The sequence below is a fragment of the Streptomyces sp. NPDC101219 genome (assembly GCF_044767675.1).
Classification (GTDB): Bacteria; Actinomycetota; Actinomycetes; order Streptomycetales; family Streptomycetaceae; genus Streptomyces.
This window is the reverse complement of the sequence record NZ_JBIWOK010000009.1, coordinates 119,978-141,467: the sequence shown is the minus strand read 5'-3', so window position 1 is coordinate 141,467 and position 21,490 is coordinate 119,978. Positions and strand designations below refer to the sequence as shown.

The following is a 21,490-nucleotide window of genomic DNA, read 5'->3' as shown; positions in this document are numbered from 1 at the left end:
CTGCCCGGCCGCTAGCATGGCCGGGCAGCACCGAGCGGCCGTGGTGGAACTGGCAGTCACGCTGGGTTTAGGTCCCAGTGGGGTAACTCCCGTGAGGGTTCGAGTCCCTCCGGCCGCACCAGTGTTCAGCCCAGCAGTTCCCGCACCACCGGCACCAGCGCGCGGAACGCCTTGCCGCGGTGGCTGATCGCGTTCTTCTCCTGCGGTGTCAGCTCCGCGCAGGTCCGGCTCTCGCCGTCCGGCTGGAGGATCGGGTCGTAGCCGAAGCCGCCGGTGCCGGACGGGGCGTGGCGGAGGGTGCCGGTCAGGCGGCCCTCGACGACCCGCTCCGTGCCGTCGGGCAGGGCGAGGGCGGCCGCGCAGGCGAAGTGGGCGCCGCGGTGCTCGTCGGCGATGTCGGAGAGCTGGGCGAGGAGCAGGTCGAGGTTGGCCCGGTCGTCGCCGTGGGTGCCGGCCCAGCGGGCGGAGAAGATGCCGGGGGCGCCGCCGAGGACGTCGACACAGAGGCCGGAGTCGTCGGCGACGGCGGGCAGACCGGTGGCGCGGGCGAGGGCGTGGGCCTTCAGGAGGGCGTTCTCCGCGAAGGTGACGCCGGTCTCCTTGACGTCGGGGACCTCGGGGTGGGCGTCGGCGCCGACGAGTTCGTGGGGCAGGCCCGCGTCGGTGAGGATCGACCGGAGTTCGGTGATCTTGCCGGCGTTGCGGGTGGCGAGGATCAGGCGGGTCATGGCGTCCAGTATCCAGGCCGGCGCGGGCCGTCCGTCACGGCGTGCAGACCTTGGTGAGTTCACCGGCCGCGTCGGTGACGGGGCTGATGTCGGGGGTCTTGTCGCCGTTCTCGATGGAGGTGCGGACGTTGTCGACGGCCTTGTCGAGGTCGTCGACGGCCTTGCCGACGTCGGCGTTGTCGGTCTTGTCGGCGAGCTCGTCGAGGTTCTTGTCGATGGAGGTGAGGGATTCCTCGAGCTGGGTGACGTCGTTGGAGGCGTTGTCCACGGCCTGCTGCATCTCCGTGACGCTGTCGGCGATGGCGTCGGCGGTCTGGACGCAGTCCAGTGCCTTGTCGACGGCGGCGCAGCCGGTGGTCAGTCCGGCGGTCAGCGCGACGGCCGCCAGGGTGGCGGCGACGGCTGCGGTGCGGCGTCGGCGGCTCGCGGCCATGGGTGGGTCCTCCCTCGTGCGGGCCGGTACGGGGCCCGTGGTGACTGGTGCGGGCGCGCGGAGGGTCCGGCGCGCCCGTTCACCGGTTCAGACGCTGCCGCGACCGGCGCGGTTGCCCGCGTCGGCCCGGGTGTCGCCGGTGCGTCCTACGCGCCGAGGGCGGTGGCGAGCGCGGCGCGCTGGGCGTCGGCGAGGGTGGTGCAGCCGGCCACGGCGAGGTCGAGCAGCGCGTCGAGTTCGTCCCGGGCGAAGGGCTCGGCCTCGGCGGTGCCCTGGACCTCGACGAAGCGGCCGTCGCCGGTGCACACCACGTTCATGTCGGTGTCGGCGCGGACGTCCTCCTCGTAGCAGAGGTCGAGGAGGGGGGTGCCGTCGACGATGCCGACGGAGACGGCGCTGACGGTGCCGGTGAGGGGCTGCCGGCTCGCGCGGATCAGCTTGTGGGACCGGGCCCAGCCGATGGCGTCGGCGAGGGCGACGTAGGAGCCGGTGATGGCGGCGGTGCGGGTGCCGCCGTCGGCCTGGAGGACGTCGCAGTCGAGGACGATCGTGTTCTCGCCGAGGGCCTTGTAGTCGATGACGGCACGCAGGGAGCGGCCGATGAGGCGGCTGATCTCATGGGTGCGGCCGCCGATGCGGCCCCGGACGGATTCGCGGTCGCCGCGGGTGTTGGTGGCGCGGGGCAGCATGGCGTACTCGGCGGTGACCCAGCCCTCGCCGCTGCCCTTGCGCCAGCGGGGGACGCCTTCGGTGACGGAGGCCGTGCACATGACCTTGGTGTCGCCGAAGGAGACGAGGACGGAGCCCTCGGCGTGCTTGCTCCAGCCGCGTTCGATGGTGACGGGGCGGAGCTGTTCGGGGGTGCGGCCGTCGATGCGTGACATGGCGCAAGAGCCTAGCCGTACGCGCGTCGGGGCCCCTGCCCGAGGTCGGGCGGGGCCCCTGGATCCGGCGTGGGGAGCGGGCCGGGTGCGCGGTCCCGGTCCGGTCCGTGCTCAGGACCGTGGTGGCGCGGTGTGCGCGGGTGTCACATGAGGTCTTCGATCTCGGCCGCGATGGGGTCGGCGTCGGTTCCGATGACGACCTGGATGGCGGTGCCCATCTTGACGACGCCGTGGGCGCCCGCGGCCTTGAGAGCGGCTTCGTCGACCTTGGCGGGGTCGACGACCTCGGTACGCAGGCGGGTGATGCAGCCCTCGACCTCTTCGATGTTGTCGATGCCGCCGAGCCCGGCAACGATCTTCTCAGCCTTGGTGGCCATGTTCGTTCTCCCTGATCCGAACCGCTTTGTCGCAGTAACCCACAGTTGGCCCATCTTTGCGAGCGGTCATGTCGTGGGTGCCCAATGATGGCGTCACGACAGCGGAACCGTCGTCAACTGGTCTACACCACCCGGTGGACCGGCGACAAACCCGCGGCCGGCGACTCCCGCGCCCGGGCCGGCCGCCGCATCCAGTGAGCGTCCAGCGAAGGGGACCGGATGAGCGCCGACAGTCCCGCGAGCGCCGGCCAGGCGCCGAGCCCTCTGCGTGAGCGGTGGAACCGGTTCTTCCAGGGCCTGCAGAAGATGGGCCGCAGCCTTCAGCTGCCGATCGCGGTGCTGCCTGCGGCCGGCATCCTCAACCGGCTGGGGCAGCCGGACGTGTTCGGCGACGACGGCCTGGGCTGGACGAACGTCTCGAAGGTGATGGTCGGCGCGGGCGGCGCCCTGCTGGACGGTGCGCTGGGCCTGCCGCTGCTGTTCTGCGTGGGCGTGGCCATCGGCATGGCGAAGAAGTCGGACGGGTCGACGGCGCTGGCGGCGGTGGCCGGGTTCCTCGTCTACTACAACGTGCTGCGCCAGTTCCCGGAGGACTGCCCCGAGGGGGCGACGGCGGTGCCGGGCGTGGGCTGCCAGGTGACGGAGGACCCGGCGACGGTGACGGCGTTCACCTTCCAGAACCCGGGGGTGTTCGGCGGCATCGTGGTGGGCCTGATGGCGGCGTACTTCTGGCAGCGGTTCCACCGGACGAAGCTGGTGGACTGGCTGGGCTTCTTCAACGGCCGCCGTCTCGTCCCGATCATCATGGCGTTCGCGGCGATCGTGTTCGCCGCGCTGTGCCTGTGGGTGTGGCCGCCGATCGGTGACGCGCTGGAGAGCTTCAGCGACTGGATGAGCGACCTGGGCGCGTGGGGCGCGGGCGTGTTCGGCATCGCGAACCGGGCGCTGCTGGTGGTGGGGCTGCACCAGTTCCTGAACGTGCCCATCTGGTTCCAGTTCGGCAGCTACACCAAGCCGGACGGCACGGTGGTGCACGGCGACATCAACATGTTCCTGGCGGGCGACCCGACCGCCGGTCAGTTCCTGTCGGGCTTCTTCCCGATCATGATGTTCGCGCTGCCGGCGGCGGCGCTGGCGATCACGCACTGCGCGCGGCCGGACCGCCGCAAGGAGGTCGGCGGCCTGATGCTGTCGGTGGCGCTGACGTCGTTCGTGACCGGCATCACCGAGCCCATCGAATACTCGTTCCTGTTCGTCGCGCCGGCGCTGTACGTGATCCACGCGCTGTTGACGGGTGTGTCGATGGCGGTGACGTGGGGGCTCGGGGTGCACGACGGGTTCAGCTTCTCGGCGGGCCTCATCGACTACGTCATCAACTGGAACCTGGCGACCCGGCCGTGGGCGATCATCCCGATCGGCCTGTGCTTCGCCGCCGTGTACTACGTGATCTTCCGCTTCGCGATCACGAAGTTCGACCTCAAGACGCCGGGACGGGAGCGCGAGGAGGAGGTGGAGGACACCACCAAGGCGTAGCCCGCCCGGTCACCCCCTAGGCTGGGGGCGGCTGAACCGGCCCTCGGACCCTTCCGGTCCGGGGGTCTTTCGGTGTGCGCGCAGGTGGTCCGGCGGGCGGCCGGCCAGTGGGCCCGCCCGGGGTTCCGCTTCGCCGTCCGCGGGCCTTCCTCGGCGGCCACGGTGCGTAGCCCCGCGGTTGCGGAACTGACGGGTTCCTTATATGGCCTTCATCGTGTTAGAACAGGTCTACACCACTGAGTGGTGTAGACCACCGGACGCCGCCGTCTCCCTTCCTGTGCACGGGCGGCGCCATGCCCCCTGGAGGAAGTTGTGTCCACGGCCAGCGCCGCTCCCGCGGCCGAGAAGAAGAAGGGTTCCGGCGTGATGGCTGTGCTGCAGCGCATCGGCCGCAGCCTGATGCTGCCGGTGGCCGTCCTGCCCGCGGCCGCCCTGCTGGTACGCCTCGGCAACACCGACATGCTCGGGCGCCCGGAATTCCCGGCCTTCCTGACGAAGATCGCGTCGTTCATGACCGCCGGCGGCAACGCGATTCTCGACAACATGGCCCTGCTCTTCGCGGTGGGCATCGCCATCGGCTACGCGAAGAAGTCGGACGGCTCGACCGCGCTCGCCGCCGTGGTCGGCTACCTGGTCTTCAAGAACGTCCTCGGAACCTTCTCCGACAGCAGCCTGCCCAAGCAGGAAGCCATCGTCGACGGCAAGATCGTGATGGTCGAGCAGGCAGTGGACGCCAAGGTGCTCGGCGGTGTCGTCATGGGCCTCGTCGTGGCTCTGCTCTACCAGCGCTTCTACCGCACCAAGCTGCCCGACTGGGCAGGCTTCTTCGGCGGCCGCCGTCTGGTCCCGATCCTGTCGGCGTTCGCCGGTCTGCTCATCGGTATCGCCTTCGGCTACATCTGGCCGGTCCTCGGCACGGGACTGCACAACTTCGGTGAGTGGCTGGTCGGTTCCGGCGCAGTGGGCGCAGGCATCTTCGGTGTCGCGAACCGCGCCCTGATTCCGGTCGGCATGCATCACCTGCTGAACTCCTTCCCGTGGTTCCAGGCGGGCGAGTACGAGGGCAAGAGCGGCGACATAGCCCGCTTCCTCGCCGGCGACCCGACCGCCGGCCAGTTCATGACCGGCTTCTTCCCGATCATGATGTTCGCCCTGCCCGCTGCCTGCCTGGCGATCGTGCACTGCGCCCGCCCGGAGCGCCGCAAGGTGATCGGCGGCATGATGTTCTCCCTCGCGCTGACCTCGTTCGTCACCGGCGTCACGGAGCCCATCGAGTTCACCTTCATGTTCATCGCGCCCGTCCTGTACGCGATCCACGCGGTACTCACCGGTGTTTCGATGGCCCTGACCTGGGCGCTGGGCATGAAGGACGGCTTCGGCTTCTCCGCCGGCGCGGTCGACTTCTTCCTCAACCTCGGGATCGCGACCAACCCGTGGGGTCTCGCGCTCGTCGGTCTCTGCTTCGCAGCGGTCTACTACGCGGTCTTCCGATTCGCGATCACGAAATTCAACCTCCCCACCCCGGGCCGTGAATCGGATGAGGAGTTGGCCGAAATGGCGAAGGCGGAGGCCAAGTAGGCCGGAAAGAAAAGAAAGCATCTACCGAATACTCCGGCCGCTCAGCGGTCGGAGTATTCGGCGTTCTGGGCCCTTGAATGAACCAAGCAGGCCCCCTTCTGCCAGAGGGGAAAAATGATCCGGAGGTTCCAGTGAGCATGCCCATACGAGGACGGCTTGATCACTGGAAGATGACCCCCCTAGGCTCACCACCAGGCCAAATGGCCACGACCAACGAGAAAAGTGGGGAAACATGAGCCTTCAAGCTCTGCGCGATCTGAATTTCACTGCGCTGTCCGACGAGGAGGCTGCTGCCGCCTCCGGCGAGGGAAAGCCGAGCCGCGCCCGGTGTGAGTGGATCTTCTCTCAGATCGGCAATCCGATGAGCTGCAGCCACGGGGACTACTACAAGCTCTGGAAGTCGCTCGGCTGCCACAAGCTGTAGTTCGGATCTGCGCCCGCCTCTTCCCGAGGCGGGCGCACTCCATTTCCTCACCTGGAGTTCTTCGGTGAAGTGGAAGAGATACCACACGTATCAGTCGGGGGACACCGACTGCGGCCCGGCATGCGTGCGCGCCGTACTCATGCGGCACGGGACGGTGGTCGACGCGGCGATCCTGCGCGAGTCCACGGGGCTGGGTGAGCGCGGCTCCAGCCTTCTGCGTCTGCAGGAGGTGCTGCGCGGCCACGGGGTCGACAGCGCCCTGCTCCGGCTCGACACCGATCAGCTGCGACAGGCCGTGAGCCTCGCGGGCCCGGCCATCATCCTGCTGGACGAAGACGGCCACCGGCACTTCGTGGTGGTCCATCACGCCTCCGACGACGGCCGGTTCGTCATCGGCGATCCCATGGCGGAGCGTCCGATGCGGGTCGCACCCGACGTCCTTGCCGCGGTGTTCCACGGAGAAGCCCTGGTCACCGACCGGCCCGCCGCGCGGCTGCCGCTGGGGGCGAGGATCCGGCACTCCCCTGCGGCATGCCTGCTGCGGGAGGCGGTACGGCCCCACCGGGGGCGGCTGCTCCTCATTCTGCTGGCGACCGTCGCCGTGGCAGCAATGGCACTCCTGAACAGTCTGTTCCTGCAGATCGCCGTGGACCGCGTCCTTCGGGACAGCTCCCGGTGGGCACTGGGGGCCATGTCCGCCGCGTTCATCGGGATCGCCCTGGCGGCAGCGGGAGTGCAGTACCTGCGGGGCCGGGCCATCGTCGGACTGAGCCAGTCGCTCCAGCAACAGCTGTCGGAGCGCTATCTGCGCAAACTGCTGCGTCTGCCCGACAGGTACTTCACCGGCCGCCGGGCAGGGGACCTGGTCAGCCGGCTGGACGACGTGCAGGAGATCCAAGGGCTGGTCACGACCGCAGCCGTCAGAGCGGCCGTCGACGTATGCGTGGTGCTCTCCGTCGGCGGTTACCTCCTGGTCACCGAACCGGTGTTGTTCCTGGTCCTGATTCCGCCCACGGTCGTCAACGTCGCCAGCTCGGTCTGGCTCTACCCGCACATCAGAAACGCAGCGGCGGAGGCACTCCAGCGGGACGCCACGTTGAAGTCCGAGGCACTGGCGGTCCTGCGTGGCCACACGGAGCTGACCGGTTACGGCAAGCACGAGTACGCCTTCGGCCGCATGCGTACAGCGCTACGGCGCCGGGTGGACTCGGAGACCCGCCTCGGACGACTCGAGAACATCAACGCGGTGATCAAGACCACCAGCCAGACCGTCTTCACCGTGGTGGCGGTGTGGCTCGGGCTGAGCAGCATGCTCTCCGGCCAGCTCACCGTCGGCCAGGTCTTCGGATTCCTGACCATGGCCGGCTACTTCCTCGGCGCGATGGATTCCGTCGCATCGCTCCAGATCACCGTCCAGCGCACGTCTGCCGCCCTGGGCCGTTACCGTGACGTGGTCCTGCAACGCGACGACCCCCGACTGGGCCTTCCGGCACACCTGTCCGAGCTCCCTTCGGTTCGGCCCGACATCACGGTCACCTCACTCCGCTTCCGGCACCCCACGGCCCGGCACGACGCACTCACCGGGATCGACCTCGACATCCCGTACGGCTCGACCATGCTCCTCAGCGGTACCAACGGCTCGGGCAAGAGCACACTCCTGGCCCTGCTCGGGGGCCGGTACCCCGACTACGGAGGCAGCATCACCCTCGGCGGGGCCGAGATCAGCCGCATCCCTTCGGCCGAACTCCCCCGCCACATCCTGTACGTACCGGAAAACCCTTCGCTCTTCACCGCCTCACTGCGCGAGAACCTGACCCTGGGTGTTCCCCACGACACCGCAGACATATTCGAGGCCTGCCGTGTCGCGTGCTTCATGGAGGTCGTGGAGAGCCTTGCCGAAGGGCTGGACGAACCGATACGGGAATCGGGCGCGGGACTCTCCCGCGGCCAGCTCCAGCGCCTGTCCATAGCGCGTGCCGTGCTGCACGGCCCCCGCGTCTACCTCTTCGACGAGACGTTCAGCGGCATCGACCGGGACACGTTCGCCCGTATCTGGGAGGCGCTGCGCATCGTCGAAGGGACCAAGGTCGTGGTCTCACACGGACACGTCGCGGACGTCACCTTCGACCTGGAACTCTCTCTCACCCCGTCGACCGACCTCTGCCAGGAAAGCACCCCTCTGTCATGAAGTTCGCCGAACTGCTCGAACTCGCCCACGTATCCGGAGGCGTCCCGGATTCCCGCCTGGCATCCGACCTGGCGCTGATCACGTCGGTGTCAGCCGATCTCGCGGACACGCCGCTGCGCAGTTCGGACCCTGCCGAACTCGCGGAGCGATACGCCTCCCACATCCCCCGCCCGGTGAGCGCGGTCGTGCTCACGCTGAACGAGGAGGAGCACATCGCCCGCTGTCTCGACGCACTCGGCTCCGACGTGGACGCCTGTCTCCTGATCGATTCCGGATCCACCGACGGGACCGTGGACCAAGCACTGCGCGTACGGGGGGACGCTCGGGTGGTGCACGCCGCCTGGGCCGACGACTTCTCGCGTCAACGCAATCTCGCGTTCGATGAGGTGGCCGACGGCTGGTTGTGCCACGTCGACGCCGACGAGGTCCTCACATCCACCCACAGGGGCAGGCTGCGCCGGGTGCTGTCGTTGCTCGACCACCTGCTCCCGGACACCGACTTCGTGGTCTCCCCCGTCATCGCCGACACCGACGACGGACCCGTGTACACGAACACGCAGCGGGTGCTTCGGACCTCAGGGCCGTTCCGCTTCCGCGGACGGGTGCACGAACACCCCTACGGGCCGGACGGGAGCCCGCCCGCCCGCGTCCAGGTGGATGTCCGATTCGATCACTTCGGGTACCTGCCCGAAGTGATCGAGAAGCGGGGCAAGCGGGACCTGTACCACCGGCTGGACGAATTGTCGCGGAGCGAGGAACCGGACAATCCGAAGTGGGTGTACTACCAGGTCAGAGACGGCATCGACCCCCGGTCGGTGACGGAACGGGACCTGCGTTCCGCCTTCTCGCTGCTGGCCGCCCACACGCCGGACGTCGTCCCGGCCGGGCCGCCGTGCTACCGGTCCGAGCGCGTCGCCGATGCCTGGAGCCTGCTGTGCGAGCTGGCCCTCGGCCTCGGTGACGCGGCAGCGCTGAAGAAGTACACGGCTCTCCTGCGGGAAGCGGGCCGGACGGTGGAGGCGACCTACTACGGAGCCCTGGGGCGGTCCAGCGGGCTCCTCCGCGAGCTGTCCGCACTCGTCGACGAGATCGACGCGGCCCGGGACGGCGAGCGGCCGGACAATCGCCACCTCATGGCCCGGTTGCTCACCCTGCAGTCGACGCTGGCTCTCGCCAGCGGCCGGTACGACAGGGTCGTACCGGCCTACCGGGATGCCGCCGAACGGGGCGGCGGTCAGGGCATGATCCAGGACTTCCGCATGCTGGCGGGCGTTCTGGAGGACGTGCCGCACGAGTCCGTCTGACCTGCCGGCCCGGCCGGGCCTCAGATCCGGTACACCGCTCCCGGGGCCGCCAGCTCCACCGGGCCGTCGTAGACCGCGCGGGCGTCCCGCAGGTTGACCTGGGGGTCGGTCCAGGGGGCGATGTGGGTCAGGACCAGGCGGCGGGCGCCCGCCCGGGCCGCCGTCTCACCGGCCTCGCGCCCGTTGAGGTGGAGGTCGGGGATGTTCTCCTTGCCGTGGGTGAACGCCGCCTCGCACAGGAACAGGTCCGCGTCGCGCGCCAGTTCGTCCAGGACCGGGGTGACCCCGGTGTCGCCGGAGTACGTCAGCGTGCGCCCGCCGTGCTCGATGCGGATGCCGTACGCCTCCACCGGGTGCGCCACCCGCTCGGTGTGCACGGTGAACGGGCCGATGTCGAACGTGGACGGCTTGACCGTGTGGAAGTCGAACACCTCGCTCATGGAGGAAGCGGAGGGGGTGTCGGCGTACGCGGTGGTGAGCCGGTGCTCGGTGCCCTCGGGGCCGTAGACCGGCAGGGGGTCGCAACGTCCGCCGTCGTGCCGGTAGTAGCGCGCGACGAAGTAGCCGCACATGTCGATGCAGTGGTCGGCGTGCAGGTGACTGAGGAAGATCGCGTCGAGGTCGTAGAGACCGCAGTGGCGCTGCAGCTCGCCCAGGGCGCCGTTGCCCATGTCGAGGAGCAGCCGGAAGCCGTCGGCCTCGAGGAGGTAGCTCGAACAGGCCGAATCCACGGACGGGAACGACCCCGAGCAGCCGACGACGGTGAGCTTCATGGAGCAGAAACCTCCGCTGCGGGGATGTGGGAACGGGGGTTGTGCGGTCCGTCGAGCGTAAGACGCAAAACGTGTGGTCGCTCCTTCGCCAGGGGTGGTTGTGGGCGAACTCACCTGCGCTGTCACCGGTTCGGCTGGAAGCGGGGCGTGGGGGGCTGGCGAACGGGCGCGCGGCCGGGGCCCGCGCCGGTACGGTCGGGGTCATGGACACGTCCTGGTGGCTCGCACTCGCCGCGGTGGTACTGCTCGCCCTGGTCGCCGCGCTCGTCGACGGGTGGGGCCGGGGCCACCGTCCCGCCGGGCGCGGGACCGCGCTCCGGACCCGGGGGCGGGAGGGCGGGCCGCAGCCGGCGGAGATCTGGTGGGCCGGGGTGCCCTTCGAGGACCGGCCGGGGAACAAGGACCGGCCGTGCCTGGTGCTGGCGGTGCGCGGGGAACGGGTCACGGTCGCCAAGATCACGACGAAGTCGGGCGGCGGGCGCGCCGGTGTGATCCCGCTGCCGCCGGGTTCCGTCGGCGATGTCCGCGGACGGGCCAGTTTCCTGCAGACGGACGAGCTGCGGGACGTGCCGCTGTGGGACTTCCGCCGCCGCGTCGGACCGGTCGACCCGGCCCTGTGGGACCAGGTCCGTCACCTGGCGGGGTGAGAGGCCGCGGGCCCGGCGGGGGGTGCAGACTCCCGGGTCCGGTGGAGGATGCATTCCCGGGTCCGGCGGAGGGCGTGGGCTCCCGGCACGACGAAGGGCGCGGCTCCGGGCACGATTGACGGCGCGGACCCCCAGCACGACGAAGGTGGGGATCCCGGCCGGCGCGGCGGCGCAGGCTCCCCGGCACGGTGAAGATCGCGGCTCCCGGACAGGACACGGCGAAGGGGCCAGAGCGGTGTGCTCCGGCCCCTTCGGGGTGCCCGGGTGCGGGCGAGCGGTGGGCCTCAGGCCCAGAGCTGGCCCTGGAGTGCCTCGATGGCCTGTTCGGTCGTCGGGGCGGTGTAGACGCCGGTGGAGAGGTACTTCCAGCCGCCGTCGGCGACCACGAAGACCACGTCGGCGCTCTCCCCCGCCTTCAGCGCCTTCTTCGCCACGCCGATCGCGGCGTGCAGGGCGGCGCCGGTCGAGACGCCCGCGAAGATGCCCTCCTGCTGGAGGAGCTCGCGGGTGCGGGTGACCGCGTCGGCGGAGCCGACGGAGAAGCGGGTGGTCAGCACGGAGGCGTCGTACAGCTCGGGGACGAAGCCCTCGTCGAGGTTGCGCAGGCCGTAGACCAGGTCGTCGTAGCGCGGCTCGGCGGCGACGATCTTCACGTCGGGCTTGTGCTCGCGCAGGTAGCGGCCCACGCCCATCAGGGTGCCCGTGGTGCCGAGGCCGGCCACGAAGTGGGTGAGGGACGGCAGGTCGGTGAGGATCTCCGGGCCGGTGGTGGCGTAGTGCGCGCCGGCGTTGTCGGGGTTGCCGTACTGGTAGAGCATGACCCAGTCGGGGTGCTCGGCGGCGAGTTCCTTGGCGACCCGGACGGCGGTGTTGGAGCCGCCCGCGGCCGGCGAGGGGATGATCTCCGCGCCCCACATGGCGAGCAGGTCCCGGCGCTCCTGCGAGGTGTTCTCGGGCATCACGCACACGATGCGGTAGCCCTTGAGCCTCGCGGCCATGGCCAGGGAGATGCCGGTGTTGCCGGAGGTGGGTTCGAGGATGGTGCAGCCCGGGGTGAGGCGGCCGTCCTTCTCCGCCTGCTCGATCATGAACAGCGCCGGGCGGTCCTTGATGGAGCCGGTGGGATTGCGGTCCTCCAGCTTGGCCCAGATCCGCACGTCGTCGGACGGCGACAGCCGCGGCAGGCACACCAGGGGGGTGTTGCCCACCGCGGCCAGCGGGGAGTCGTAACGCATCGGCGATCAGGCCATTCGTGCCGGTCGCCCGGCCGCGGCGGCCGAGCCCCCGGCGACGGCGGGAAGGATCGTCACGCTGTCGCCGTCGGTCAGCTTGGTGTTGATGCCGTCGAGGAAGCGGACGTCCTCGTCGTTGAGGTAGACGTTGACGAAGCGGCGCAGCTGCTCGCCGTCCACGATGCGGCCCTGGATGCCCGCGTGCCGGGTGTCGAGGTCGGCGAAGAGCTCGGCGAGGGTGTTCCCGTTGCCCTCCACCGCCTTCTGACCGTCGGTGTACTGGCGGAGGATGGTCGGGATGCGGACCTCGATGGCCATGGCGAAGGGCTCCTGTCGGAAGGTGTCGTCTGGTCGGTGGGCGCGCGGCGGCGCGGAGTGCGTGGTGACGCGGGTGGTGCGGGGCGGTCGCCGGGGCTCACGGGCCGTACGGCGGCAGGGGTCGTCAACAGATGGCGCTGGCGAGCCTGCACAGGTCGACGTGCAGCCGCGCCACGAGCATGCTGCCCGGCGTCTTGTCGCTCACGTCAGGGAGAACCATGCGGTCATCGTATCGATTCCCGATACGCCGATCCGAGTGTGATCTCACACTGTGGATGATGAACGCCCGGGGATCGAGACCGTGCAGGTGGGAGGTGCGGTGCGGGGCCCGCGGAGCGGCGGTCAGTACGCCTCCACGATCTTGACCTCTTCCTCCGTGACCTCGCCGTCCACGATGCGGAAGGAACGGAACTGGAAGTCGCCGAGGCCGTCGGTGTCGGCGGTGGACACCAGCACGTAGTGGGCGCCGGGCTCGCTCGCGAGATCGATGTCGGTGCGGGAGGGGTGCGCCTCGGTGGCGGTGTGCGAGTGGTAGATGACCACGGGTTCTTCGTCGTTGTCGTCCATCTCGCGGTACAGCCGCAGCAGGTCCTTGGAGTCGTACTCGTAGAACGTGGGCGAGCCGGCGGCGTTCAGCATGGGGATGAAACGCTCCGGGCGGTCGGAGCCCGCCGGCCCCGCCACCACTCCGCACGCCTCGATGGGGTGGTCCTCGCGGGCGTGGGCGACGATCCGGTCGTAGAGCGCCTGGGTGATGGTCAGCATGAGGCTCAGGATAAGCAGACGGGCCGTCCCGTACCGAGGGGTGGTACGGAACGGCCCGGATGCCGGACGCCGAGCGGCTGGCCGCGGGGAGCGCCACGAGTGCTCCCCGCGGCCGGCGTCCTGGGAGGGGAAGGATCGGTCCCCGTCGGGGACGTCAGAGCGACTTCGTCGCCGCGGTCTCGGGCTCCTCGGCACGGGCGTCCGTCGACTCGCCGCTGTCGCGGCGGCGGACGAACTCCAGGAAGGAGTTGAGCTCCCGCTTGACCACGGGGGCCAGCAGGTACAGACCGATGATGTTGAAGATGGCGAGCAGGAAGAGAGCCGAGTCGGCGAGGCTGATCAGCGAGTCGAGCGAGAGCAGGGACCCGGCGATCACGAAGACGCTCCAGGTCGCCTTGAACGTCATCTCGCTGACCTTGCTCCGGCCGAACAGGTACGTCCAGGACTTCAGGCCGTAGTAGCCCCAGGTCAGGATCGTGGAGAAGGCGAACAGCAGCACGGCCACGGTCAGCAGGTGCGGGAACCAGGGCATCACGGTCCCGAAGGCGTCGGAGGTGATGGTGACACCGCCGACGTTCTGGTTCTGGCGGGCAGCCTCCCAGCTCGGGGGAGCCGCGATGACGATGGTCAGCGCGGTCATGGTGCAGACGATGACCGTGTCGATGAACGGCTCCAGCAGGGCGACCAGGCCCTCGCTGGCGGGGTGCTTGGTCTTGACCGCGGAGTGAGCGATGGGCGCGGAGCCGATGCCGGCCTCGTTGGAGAAAGCGGCGCGCTGGAAGCCGACGATCAGGGCTCCGATGATGCCGCCGGCGACGCCGTCGGCCTCGAAGGCACCCCGGAAGATGGTGCCGATCGCGTCGGGCACAGCGGTGATGTTCGCCAGGATCACGATCAGGCAGGCCACGACGTACATGATCGCCATGGAGGGGACCAGCCGGCTGGTGACGGAGGCGATGGAGCGGATGCCGCCCAGCAGCACCAGACCGACCAGGGTGGCGACGACCAGACCGAAGAACACGGCACCGGCGGAGGAGGCCAGGAAGCCGTCCTCGCCGCCGAAGGTGGAGGAGATCTGGGCGTAGCTCTGGTTGGTCTGGAACAGGTTGCCGCCGAACAGACCGAAGAAGAGGATCATGGCGGAGGCCAGGACGGCCAGCACCTTGCCCAGCTTGGCGCCGCCGCGGCCGAAGCGCTCGGCGAGCCCCTTGGGCAGGTAGTGCATCGGGCCGCCGGAGACGGTCCCGTCGGCGTGCTCCTCGCGGTACTTCACACCGAGGGTGACCTCGACGAACTTGGTGGCCATCCCGAGGAGGCCGCAGAGGATCATCCAGAAGGTGGCGCCGGGGCCGCCGATGGACACGGCGACGGCCACACCGGCGATGTTACCCAGGCCGACGGTCCCGGAGACCGCGGCGGTCAGCGCCTGGAAGTGGTTGACCTCACCGGGGGCGTCCTTCTCGTCGTACTTCCCGCGTACGACGTCCAGGGCGAGTTTGATCTTGCGGGCCTGGACGAGTCCGAACCAGCCGGTGAAGACCAGACCGGCGATGACGAGCCACGCGACGATGAGCGGGAGCTCGGCGCCGCCGACGGGAACGGTGTAGAAGACGATGTCGCCGACTGTGGTCGCGACAGGGTCGAAGAAATCACTTACTGCGTCGTCGATGTTTTGAGTGATGGAGTCGAGTGACATCGAACTTCCTCAGGCGCGGGGACGTGCTGGCGTGCGCAGCTGAGCGGGGGGTCGTGTGGGCCCGAGCCCACGTCCCGTTCGGCGACGGCGGCGGACGGCGGGCGGTTCGACCCGGCCGTCGTCCGTTGGTCGTGCTGGTCCTGCACACCGGCGGTGGCCGGCTTCGTTTGCTCACGGCAAGGGGTGGGGGCCGCAAACAAGTTGCCGATTTTTACCACGCCGTTCACCCGCATCCGAGTGACGCACGTCACAGAACACCGCCCCTGTGGAATAAATCCACGGGGCGGTGACGGGATCGTTATGCGGACTTGAGCTTCCCCTGAGCGAACGAAACCCGGGGACTTATGTGGATGCATGGGGCATCTTTATGGCATGAGCGTCGCGACGAGCGTCTCCTGGAGACCGCCCAGCCACAGGTAGGCCATCACCATCGGCTTGCGGGCGTCCTCGTCGGGCAGCCCGAAGAGCACATCGGTGTCGTCCTCGTCGTCGATCTCCAGACGGGAGCCGATCGCCAGGCGCAGATCGTTCAGGGCACCGAGCCACTGCCGGGACTCCGCCGGCGACAGCTTCAGCACCGCGCCGCCCTCCCCGCCGGAGCGGAGGGCGTCCAGGGTGCGGATGACCGCGAGGGCGTTCTCCCGTTTGCCGGCGCGCAGGTCGTTCTCGGTGAAGCGGCGGAACTCCGCGGAGTACGTCCGCTGCTCCTCGGCCTCACTCGGCGAGGCGGGCCCCTCGGGGTCGCTGTAGGCGTCGGGGAAGAGGCGGCGCAGCACCGGGTCGGAGGGCGGTTCGCTCGGGCCGTCGGCGAAGAGTTCGGCGAGCGGGTCGCCGGGGGCGTCCTCGGCGGGCCCGGGGCCGATGAGCTCCATCAGCTGCACGGCCAGTGACCGGATGATGGAGATCTCGACGTCGTCGAGGGCGACGGCCGCGCCGCCGCCGGGGAGCGGTTCGAAGTGTCCGGGCATGGAGGCGATCGCTACTTCCGGTCCTGCGCAGGGGGCGGGTGGGGTCCGGAAGGTCACTTCCGGTCGTGCTGGAGGGTGGCCCACAGGCCGTAGCCGTGCATGGCCTGGACGTCGCGTTCCATCTCCTCGCGGGTGCCGCTGGAGACGACCGCCCGGCCCTTGTGGTGGACGTCGAGCATGAGCTTGGTGGCCTTGTCCTTGGAGTAGCCGAAGTACGTCTGGAAGACGTACGTCACATAGCTCATGAGGTTGACCGGGTCGTTGTGCACGATGGTGACCCAGGGGACGTCGGGCTCGGGCACGGCGAAGGTCTCCTCCGCCGACTCGGTGCGTTCGATCTCCAGGGGTGCGGGTGACGTCACACTGCCCATGCTGCCACCGCAGGGGGGTGGACGCACAAACCGGCCCGCCAGAACGGCAGTCGACACGCCTCCACGGGGAAATCGTCAAACTGACGAAATGGGGGTAGCATCGTCGTATGAACACAGCGGATCCAGGGCTGTCGACGGCTGCCGGACGCGACGCGTCCGAGCGCTCGGGCGGCGGCGGACGGCGACTGGGCGTCCCCTCGACGGCGCTCTTCACGGACCAGTACGAGCTGACCATGCTGCAGGCGGCCCTGAGCGGCGGCACCGCCGGACGGCGCAGCGTGTTCGAGGTCTTCACCCGGCGGCTGCCCGGCGGCCGGCGCTACGGCGTGGTGGCCGGCACCGGGCGCGTGCTGGACGCGGTGGAGAACTTCCGCTTCGAGCCGGAGATCCTGGCCTTCCTGCGCGAGAAGCGGATCGTCGACGCCGACACCCTCGACTGGCTGGCGGACTACCGCTTCACCGGCGACATCTGGGGCTACCCCGAGGGCGAGGTGTACTTCCCGGGCTCCCCGCTGCTGCGGGTGGAGGGCAGCTTCGCCGAGTGCGTGCTGCTGGAGACCGTGATCCTCTCCATCCTCAACCACGACTCCGCCATCGCCGCCGCGGCCTCCCGGATGTCCTCGGCCGCCGGGGACCGCCCGCTGATCGAGATGGGCGCCCGGCGCACCCACGAACTCGCCGCGGTGGCCGCCTCCCGCGCCGCGTACATCGGCGGCTTCGCCTCCACCTCCGACCTGGCGGCCGGGTTCCGCTACGACATCCCGACCGTCGGCACCTCCGCGCACGCCTTCACCCTGCTGCACGACAGCGAGCGGGACGCCTTCCGCGCCCAGGTCGACTCCCTCGGCGAGGGCACCACGCTGCTGGTGGACACCTACGACGTGGCCGAGGCGGTCCGCACCGCCGTCGAGGTGGCCGGCCCGGAGCTGGGCGCGGTGCGTATCGACTCCGGCGACCTGCTGCTGGTGGCGCACCGCGTCCGGCAGCAGCTCGACGCGCTCGGCGCCACCGGCACGAAGATCACCGTGACCTCGGACCTGGACGAGTACGCCATCGCCTCGCTGGCCGCGGCGCCGGTGGACGCCTACGGCGTCGGCACCCAGCTGGTGACCGGCTCCGGGCACCCCACGGCCTCGATGGTCTACAAGCTGGTCGCCCGGGCCGAGTCGGACGACCCGACGGCGCCGCTGGTGCCGGTGGCGAAGAAGTCCACCGGCGGCAAGACCTCCGTCGGCGGCCGCAAGTGGGCCGCGCGGCGCCTGGACGAGGACGGCGTCGCCGAGGCCGAGGTGGTCGGCACCGGGCCGGTCCCCGACGAGCTGGCCGACCGGCAGCTGCTGGTGCAGCTGGTCAAGGGCGGCGAGGTGCTCGTCCGGGAGCCGCTGGACGTGATCCGCGACCGGCACATCACCGCCCGCGCGGGCCTGCCGCTGTCCGCCACCCAGCTCTCCCGCGGGGAGGCCGTCCTGCCGACCGAGTACCTCCACGGCCCCTCGGGCCACTGAGAACGCACCGCACCCCCGGGGGACGCGACCGGGGCACGGGAGGCCGTGCCGTGCCCCTGTCCGCATCGCCCGCCGTTGCCTAGGCTCGGTGGTTCACCGGCCGGGCCGCTTCCACCCGACCTCCACCCGAAGGACACCCACCATGCGCCGCGCCTTGATCGTCGTCGACGTGCAGAACGACTTCTGCGAGGGGGGCAGCCTCGCCGTGACCGGCGGGGCCGACGTGGCCGCCGCCATCACCGAGCTGATCGGGCAGGCCCCGGCCGGATACCGGCACGTCGTGACCACCCGCGACCACCACATCGCCCCCGGCGGCCACTTCGCCGACAACCCGGACTACGTCGACACCTGGCCCGCCCACTGCGTGGCCGGCACCGAGGGCGCGGGCTTCCACCCGAACTTCGCCCCCGCGGTGCTGTCCGGCGCGGTCGACGCCGTGTTCGACAAGGGCTCGTACTCCGCCGCCTACAGCGGGTTCGAGGGGACCGACGAGAACGGCACCACGCTGGCCGACTGGCTGCGCTCCCGCGAGATCGACGAGGTCGACATCGTGGGCATAGCCACCGACCACTGCGTGCGGGCCACCGCGCTGGACGCGATGAGCGAGGGTTTCCGCGCCCAGGTGCTGCTCGACCTCACCGCCGGGGTGGCCCGGGAGACCACCGAGCGGGCCCTGGAGGACATGCGCGCCGCGGGCGTGGAGCTGACCGGGAAGCCGGTCGTCGGGCACTGAGGCCGGTCCGGCGGGTCATGCCGGAGCGGACCGGGGTCCCTCGTCCGGGTCGGACCGGGTCAGGGGGCCCGTGAGCCCGGGGGATCCGGCCCAGGGTCCCCGGCCACGCCGAGGCCCTGGCCGCGCCGGTCCGGCGCCGGGCCGGGAGCCGCCGCCCTCCGCCTCGGCCGCCGGAGGCGCCGTCCCGCCTCAGGCGGGGGCCGCCGGGCGTCGGAGCAGCGCCCGGATCGGCTGCCAGAGCTCCACCGCCAGCTCGGGGCCGGTCAGCGGGCCCGGGCAGGGCGCGGTGCGCCATATCAGGCCGTCGGGATGGTGCAGGACCGCGGTGATCTCGTCGGGGGTCGGCGGGGCCGCGTTGCCCCGCAGGTACACCGCCCGCAGACCCAGGTTGCGCAGCCTGGTCAGGGCGCGCGCCCGGTTGCCGGCGTGCACGAGGACGCGCACCGCGCCGGGGCCGTCGGCGGCCGGGCGGGGCAGGTTCAGTGCCACCACCACGGTGCCGTTCGGCAGCTTGCAGAAACCTCCTGCGGCCATGCGGTCAGACCCCCGTGTCCGTCGGTGTCAATAAGAAAGCCACGGACGCACCTAAACACGGATCGGCGGCGACCCGCCAGGGGGTCGCCGCCGATCATGTTCTGACCTGCGAGAACGCGGATTACTTCACCGCGGGGCGCACCTCGAGCTCGATCGTGGAGCCGTCGCGGGCCTCCTTGGTGATCTTGATCTTGGTGTTGGTGTCAGTGATCTCGACACTGCCGCCCGGGTTCGCGGGGTCGTAGTAGGTGTGCTTGTGGTCGTTGAACTCCGACACACCCTTCGACGACTTGATCTTGGTGCGGACGCCGTCCTTGTGCAGCGTGATGCCGTCCGTGCGGAAGGTGCTGAACGTGGCGTCGTAGGTCTGGATCCGGTTGCGCATCAGCGTGCCGTCGGACCACTTCATGGCCTTCGGGTGCGCGTCGACGGGGAGGATCAGACCGGTGCCCGGGTGCTGGCTGGTGTTGTTGTCCGCCTGGGAGGTGTCCCACTTCCAGATCAACAGGCCGTTCTGGTACGGGAAGTGCTCCACCCAGTCCGGACGGCTGTTGGCGAAGCCGAAGTTGTACGGGCCGACCTTCAGGGTCTTGTCGTACGAGACGTACTGGCGGTTCTCGGCGATGTAGTACTGCGCGTAGTCCTTGGTGAAGGACGCGCCGATGCGGGAGAAGCCGGTGGCCTTCCACGCGTCGTCCGCCGTCTCGGCGTTGTCGGTGAAGAGGGCGGTGCCGTCGGCGGTCACCGAGATCCGGTCGGCCGCGAAGCCCTTGAGGGCCACACCGCCGTCGGTCTGGTAGCGGAAGCGCAGGTCGATCTTCTGGCCGGCGTAGGCGTCCAGCGGGAACACCATCGGCTTGTAGCCGTCGACCGTGCCGTGCAGGGCCGGCTTGTCACTGCCGTCACGCGGGAGCGGCTGCCCGTCCACCGTGCCGTCCAGGGCGGTCCAGTTGGCGCCGCCGTCGGTGGAGACCTCGGTGTAGAGGTAGTCGTAGTTGGCCTCGATCTCGTACCAGCCGTCGAGGGTCAGCTCCGCCGACGTCTTGCCGGTGAGGTCCACCGAACGCGTCAGGGTGTTCTTGAGGTTGTCACCGCTGCCGCTCCACCACTGCGTCTTGCCCTCGGCGGGGGTGACGACCTCGGTGGTGACGGCCTTCTTCGGCAGTTCGACGACCAGCGCCTGCTTGTGCTTGGTGTTGTACTCGGCCAGGCCCAGCTTGTGCCAGGAGTTGACACCCGCCTTGGCCCGGTCGTAGTTCAGCCAGCCCAGCTGGAGCTTGTCCCAGGCGGTCATGTCGCCGGGCAGGTCACCGATCTCCTTCTTGCCGGTGCCCAGCCAGGAACCGGAGGACATCAGGGTCCAGAAACCGGTGGAGTTCTCGCCGCCGGCCGTGTCGTAGAGGTCCGGCAGACCGAGGTCGTGGCCGTACTCGTGGGCGAAGACGCCGAGTCCGCCGTTCTCCGGCTGGATGGTGTAGTCGCCGACCCAGATGCCGGTCTCGCCGATGGCCGCGCCGCCCAGCTTGTTCTGCTCCGGGCCGGTGGCACCGGCGTCGGTGCCGAACGCGTACCAGCGGTGCGCCCAGATGGCGTCCGTGCCCTGGGCGCCGCCGCCCGCGGACTCGTCCTCGCCGGCGTGCACGATCTGGAAGTGGTCGATGTAGCCGTCGGGCTCGTTGAAGTCGCCGTCGCCGTCGAAGTCGTAGCGGTCCCACTGGTCGAACTCGGCGACGTCCGCCTTGATCTCGGCGTCGGTCTTGCCGGCCGCCTTCTGCTGGGCGACCCAGGCGTCCAGACCGTCGCTGACGACGTTCCACACGCTCGTGCAGTTGCTCTGGCCGCAGGCGTTGTTGCCGTAACGGGCCTCGTTGTACGGGACCTTGACCCAGTCGGAGACCTGGCCCTCGACCGAGTAGCGGCCGGAGGACTGCTTCTCGAAGTACGTCTTGACCGACTCGGTGTTCTTGCCCTCGCCGAAGTACAGGTCCTCGAAGTGCTTCTGGTTGTAGTCCGCCTGCCAGGCGGTGGAGTTGTCCTTCTTGCGGTCCGGCTCGGCGATCTGGTTGTGCAGCGGGCCGGGAGTGCCGCCGTAGCGGCTGTCGATCTGGTCGCCGAACTCGACGAGGATCGTGAAGATCTTGTCGGTCTTCTCGCGGCCGAGCTCGACGTACTTGGTGTCGCCCTTCTTGCTCTTGAGGCCGACGACCTTGGAGCCGTGACGGTTCTTCACGGTGTTCTTGCCGGAGATGACCTGCTTCAGCGCCTCCTCGCGCTGCGCGGCCTGGGTCTTGGAGAGCGGGCCCTCGAGGTCGTGCTCGACGTGGGTCTGCTCCGCCGGGTCCTTCCGGTCCACGGTGGCCGGCCGGTCGGCCCGATCGGCCGTGTCGGCCTGGGCCAGGGTGAACGCAGAGCCGGTGGCGGTGGCCGCCGCGACGGCCACGCCTATCGCGGCCGCTCTGAACGTCCATGGTCTCGTGGTCACTTGAGAGATCCCCTCCC

22 protein-coding genes and 1 tRNA gene are annotated in these 21,490 nt (G+C 69.9%); 9 read left to right on the top strand and 14 right to left on the bottom strand.

Annotation, left to right across the window (positions count from 1 at the left end; translation table 11 throughout):
* Window positions 1-34: 34 nt before the first annotated feature.
* A tRNA-Leu gene (locus ACIRPP_RS19745) sits at window positions 35-121 on the top strand.
* A gap of 4 nt (window positions 122-125) precedes the next feature.
* On the opposite strand, the gene rdgB is transcribed toward ACIRPP_RS19745, so the two are convergent.
* From rdgB to ACIRPP_RS19725, 4 genes are all read right to left on the bottom strand, one after another.
* Window positions 126-728, bottom strand: a complete 603-nt coding sequence (rdgB, locus tag ACIRPP_RS19740) for an RdgB/HAM1 family non-canonical purine NTP pyrophosphatase (protein WP_403644269.1) — start codon at window positions 726-728, stop codon at window positions 126-128.
* A gap of 34 nt (window positions 729-762) precedes the next feature.
* Window positions 763-1,161, bottom strand: coding sequence for a hypothetical protein (locus tag ACIRPP_RS19735; protein WP_403644266.1), 399 nt, complete (start codon window positions 1,159-1,161; stop codon window positions 763-765).
* A 146-nt stretch (window positions 1,162-1,307) separates the two neighbouring features.
* The gene (gene rph, locus ACIRPP_RS19730; protein ID WP_403644263.1) at window positions 1,308-2,045 is read right to left on the bottom strand and encodes a ribonuclease PH; all 738 of its coding nucleotides are present in this window, start codon (window positions 2,043-2,045) and stop codon (window positions 1,308-1,310) included.
* Window positions 2,046-2,188: 143 nt separating this feature from the next.
* On the bottom strand, window positions 2,189-2,422 hold the full coding sequence (locus ACIRPP_RS19725) for a glucose PTS transporter subunit EIIB (protein WP_020270294.1): 234 nt from the start codon (window positions 2,420-2,422) through the stop codon (window positions 2,189-2,191).
* A gap of 219 nt (window positions 2,423-2,641) precedes the next feature.
* Here ACIRPP_RS19725 and ACIRPP_RS19720 point away from each other — a divergent pair, with 219 nt between their 5' ends.
* The 5 genes from ACIRPP_RS19720 (at window position 2,642) to ACIRPP_RS19700 (ending at window position 9,449) form a co-directional block, all read left to right on the top strand.
* Window positions 2,642-3,955 (top strand): PTS transporter subunit EIIC, encoded by a 1,314-nt coding sequence (locus ACIRPP_RS19720; RefSeq protein WP_403644259.1) that lies wholly within the window; start codon window positions 2,642-2,644, stop codon window positions 3,953-3,955.
* Window positions 3,956-4,267: 312 nt separating this feature from the next.
* Window positions 4,268-5,533: a PTS transporter subunit EIIC gene (locus ACIRPP_RS19715; RefSeq protein WP_403644256.1), complete on the top strand. Its 1,266-nt coding sequence runs from the start codon at window positions 4,268-4,270 to the stop codon at window positions 5,531-5,533.
* Window positions 5,534-5,765: 232 nt separating this feature from the next.
* Window positions 5,766-5,957, top strand: a complete 192-nt coding sequence (locus ACIRPP_RS19710) for a hypothetical protein (protein WP_164345273.1) — start codon at window positions 5,766-5,768, stop codon at window positions 5,955-5,957.
* A 64-nt stretch (window positions 5,958-6,021) separates the two neighbouring features.
* Window positions 6,022-8,145: a peptidase domain-containing ABC transporter gene (locus ACIRPP_RS19705; RefSeq protein WP_403644253.1), complete on the top strand. Its 2,124-nt coding sequence runs from the start codon at window positions 6,022-6,024 to the stop codon at window positions 8,143-8,145.
* Window positions 8,142-9,449 carry a glycosyltransferase gene (locus tag ACIRPP_RS19700; protein ID WP_403644250.1) on the top strand — a complete coding sequence of 436 codons (1,308 nt, stop codon included), beginning with the start codon at window positions 8,142-8,144 and terminating at the stop codon, window positions 9,447-9,449. Before ACIRPP_RS19705 ends, ACIRPP_RS19700 begins: the two co-directional genes overlap by 4 nt.
* A gap of 20 nt (window positions 9,450-9,469) precedes the next feature.
* Here ACIRPP_RS19700 and ACIRPP_RS19695 read toward each other — a convergent pair whose 3' ends face one another.
* A complete protein-coding gene (locus tag ACIRPP_RS19695) occupies window positions 9,470-10,222 on the bottom strand; it encodes an MBL fold metallo-hydrolase (RefSeq protein WP_403644247.1) in 753 nt (250 codons plus the stop codon).
* Between the two features lie 203 nt (window positions 10,223-10,425).
* Here ACIRPP_RS19695 and ACIRPP_RS19690 point away from each other — a divergent pair, with 203 nt between their 5' ends.
* The gene (locus ACIRPP_RS19690; protein WP_403644244.1) at window positions 10,426-10,869 is read left to right on the top strand and encodes a type II toxin-antitoxin system PemK/MazF family toxin; all 444 of its coding nucleotides are present in this window, start codon (window positions 10,426-10,428) and stop codon (window positions 10,867-10,869) included.
* A 284-nt stretch (window positions 10,870-11,153) separates the two neighbouring features.
* Here the strand turns inward: ACIRPP_RS19690 and ACIRPP_RS19685 are convergent, their stop codons facing one another.
* The 7 genes from ACIRPP_RS19685 to clpS form a co-directional block, all read right to left on the bottom strand.
* Window positions 11,154-12,104: a PLP-dependent cysteine synthase family protein gene (locus tag ACIRPP_RS19685; protein ID WP_403644242.1), complete on the bottom strand. Its 951-nt coding sequence runs from the start codon at window positions 12,102-12,104 to the stop codon at window positions 11,154-11,156.
* 6 nt (window positions 12,105-12,110) lie between these two features.
* Complete coding sequence (locus tag ACIRPP_RS19680) at window positions 12,111-12,419, bottom strand: MoaD/ThiS family protein (protein ID WP_192231436.1); 309 nt, start codon at window positions 12,417-12,419, stop codon at window positions 12,111-12,113.
* Window positions 12,420-12,543: 124 nt separating this feature from the next.
* Window positions 12,544-12,639, bottom strand: coding sequence for a putative leader peptide (locus ACIRPP_RS19675; protein WP_318653187.1), 96 nt, complete (start codon window positions 12,637-12,639; stop codon window positions 12,544-12,546).
* Window positions 12,640-12,761: 122 nt separating this feature from the next.
* A complete protein-coding gene (locus ACIRPP_RS19670) occupies window positions 12,762-13,184 on the bottom strand; it encodes a Mov34/MPN/PAD-1 family protein (protein ID WP_164337816.1) in 423 nt (140 codons plus the stop codon).
* Between the two features lie 154 nt (window positions 13,185-13,338).
* On the bottom strand, window positions 13,339-14,880 hold the full coding sequence (locus tag ACIRPP_RS19665) for an alanine/glycine:cation symporter family protein (RefSeq protein WP_403644238.1): 1,542 nt from the start codon (window positions 14,878-14,880) through the stop codon (window positions 13,339-13,341).
* 365 nt (window positions 14,881-15,245) lie between these two features.
* Window positions 15,246-15,848, bottom strand: coding sequence for a DUF2017 domain-containing protein (locus ACIRPP_RS19660; protein ID WP_403644235.1), 603 nt, complete (start codon window positions 15,846-15,848; stop codon window positions 15,246-15,248).
* A gap of 53 nt (window positions 15,849-15,901) precedes the next feature.
* Window positions 15,902-16,219, bottom strand: coding sequence for an ATP-dependent Clp protease adapter ClpS (gene clpS, locus ACIRPP_RS19655; protein ID WP_164337819.1), 318 nt, complete (start codon window positions 16,217-16,219; stop codon window positions 15,902-15,904).
* Between the two features lie 107 nt (window positions 16,220-16,326).
* Here clpS and ACIRPP_RS19650 point away from each other — a divergent pair, with 107 nt between their 5' ends.
* Both ACIRPP_RS19650 and ACIRPP_RS19645 read left to right on the top strand, forming a co-directional pair.
* Window positions 16,327-17,724, top strand: a complete 1,398-nt coding sequence (locus tag ACIRPP_RS19650; protein ID WP_403644232.1) for a nicotinate phosphoribosyltransferase — start codon at window positions 16,327-16,329, stop codon at window positions 17,722-17,724.
* A gap of 142 nt (window positions 17,725-17,866) precedes the next feature.
* A complete protein-coding gene (locus ACIRPP_RS19645) occupies window positions 17,867-18,457 on the top strand; it encodes a nicotinamidase (RefSeq protein ID WP_192231432.1) in 591 nt (196 codons plus the stop codon).
* 189 nt (window positions 18,458-18,646) lie between these two features.
* Here the strand turns inward: ACIRPP_RS19645 and ACIRPP_RS19640 are convergent, their stop codons facing one another.
* Entirely contained in the window at window positions 18,647-18,991 is a 345-nt protein-coding gene (locus ACIRPP_RS19640) for a hypothetical protein (protein ID WP_403644228.1), read from the bottom strand.
* Window positions 18,992-19,112: 121 nt separating this feature from the next.
* Complete coding sequence (locus tag ACIRPP_RS19635; protein ID WP_403644225.1) at window positions 19,113-21,473, bottom strand: immune inhibitor A domain-containing protein; 2,361 nt, start codon at window positions 21,471-21,473, stop codon at window positions 19,113-19,115.
* Between the last annotated feature and the right edge of the window lie 17 nt (window positions 21,474-21,490).

Bases quoted from the DNA above. Each gene is read 5' to 3' on its own strand.
- rdgB (WP_403644269.1), bottom strand. From the start codon at position 728: ATGACCCGCCTGATCCTCGCCACCCGCAACGCCGGCAAGATCACCGAA.
- ACIRPP_RS19735 (WP_403644266.1), bottom strand. From the start codon at position 1,161: ATGGCCGCGAGCCGCCGACGCCGCACCGCAGCCGTCGCCGCCACCCTG.
- rph (WP_403644263.1), bottom strand. From the start codon at position 2,045: ATGTCACGCATCGACGGCCGCACCCCCGAACAGCTCCGCCCCGTCACC.
- ACIRPP_RS19725 (WP_020270294.1), bottom strand. From the start codon at position 2,422: ATGGCCACCAAGGCTGAGAAGATCGTTGCCGGGCTCGGCGGCATCGAC.
- ACIRPP_RS19720 (WP_403644259.1), top strand. From the start codon at position 2,642: ATGAGCGCCGACAGTCCCGCGAGCGCCGGCCAGGCGCCGAGCCCTCTG.
- ACIRPP_RS19710 (WP_164345273.1), top strand. From the start codon at position 5,766: ATGAGCCTTCAAGCTCTGCGCGATCTGAATTTCACTGCGCTGTCCGAC.
- ACIRPP_RS19700 (WP_403644250.1), top strand. From the start codon at position 8,142: ATGAAGTTCGCCGAACTGCTCGAACTCGCCCACGTATCCGGAGGCGTC.
- ACIRPP_RS19695 (WP_403644247.1), bottom strand. From the start codon at position 10,222: ATGAAGCTCACCGTCGTCGGCTGCTCGGGGTCGTTCCCGTCCGTGGAT.
- ACIRPP_RS19690 (WP_403644244.1), top strand. From the start codon at position 10,426: ATGGACACGTCCTGGTGGCTCGCACTCGCCGCGGTGGTACTGCTCGCC.
- ACIRPP_RS19685 (WP_403644242.1), bottom strand. From the start codon at position 12,104: ATGCGTTACGACTCCCCGCTGGCCGCGGTGGGCAACACCCCCCTGGTG.
- ACIRPP_RS19680 (WP_192231436.1), bottom strand. From the start codon at position 12,419: ATGGCCATCGAGGTCCGCATCCCGACCATCCTCCGCCAGTACACCGAC.
- ACIRPP_RS19675 (WP_318653187.1), bottom strand. From the start codon at position 12,639: ATGGTTCTCCCTGACGTGAGCGACAAGACGCCGGGCAGCATGCTCGTG.
- ACIRPP_RS19670 (WP_164337816.1), bottom strand. From the start codon at position 13,184: ATGCTGACCATCACCCAGGCGCTCTACGACCGGATCGTCGCCCACGCC.
- ACIRPP_RS19665 (WP_403644238.1), bottom strand. From the start codon at position 14,880: ATGTCACTCGACTCCATCACTCAAAACATCGACGACGCAGTAAGTGAT.
- ACIRPP_RS19660 (WP_403644235.1), bottom strand. From the start codon at position 15,848: ATGCCCGGACACTTCGAACCGCTCCCCGGCGGCGGCGCGGCCGTCGCC.
- clpS (WP_164337819.1), bottom strand. From the start codon at position 16,219: ATGGGCAGTGTGACGTCACCCGCACCCCTGGAGATCGAACGCACCGAG.
- ACIRPP_RS19650 (WP_403644232.1), top strand. From the start codon at position 16,327: ATGAACACAGCGGATCCAGGGCTGTCGACGGCTGCCGGACGCGACGCG.
- ACIRPP_RS19645 (WP_192231432.1), top strand. From the start codon at position 17,867: ATGCGCCGCGCCTTGATCGTCGTCGACGTGCAGAACGACTTCTGCGAG.
- ACIRPP_RS19640 (WP_403644228.1), bottom strand. From the start codon at position 18,991: ATGGCCGCAGGAGGTTTCTGCAAGCTGCCGAACGGCACCGTGGTGGTG.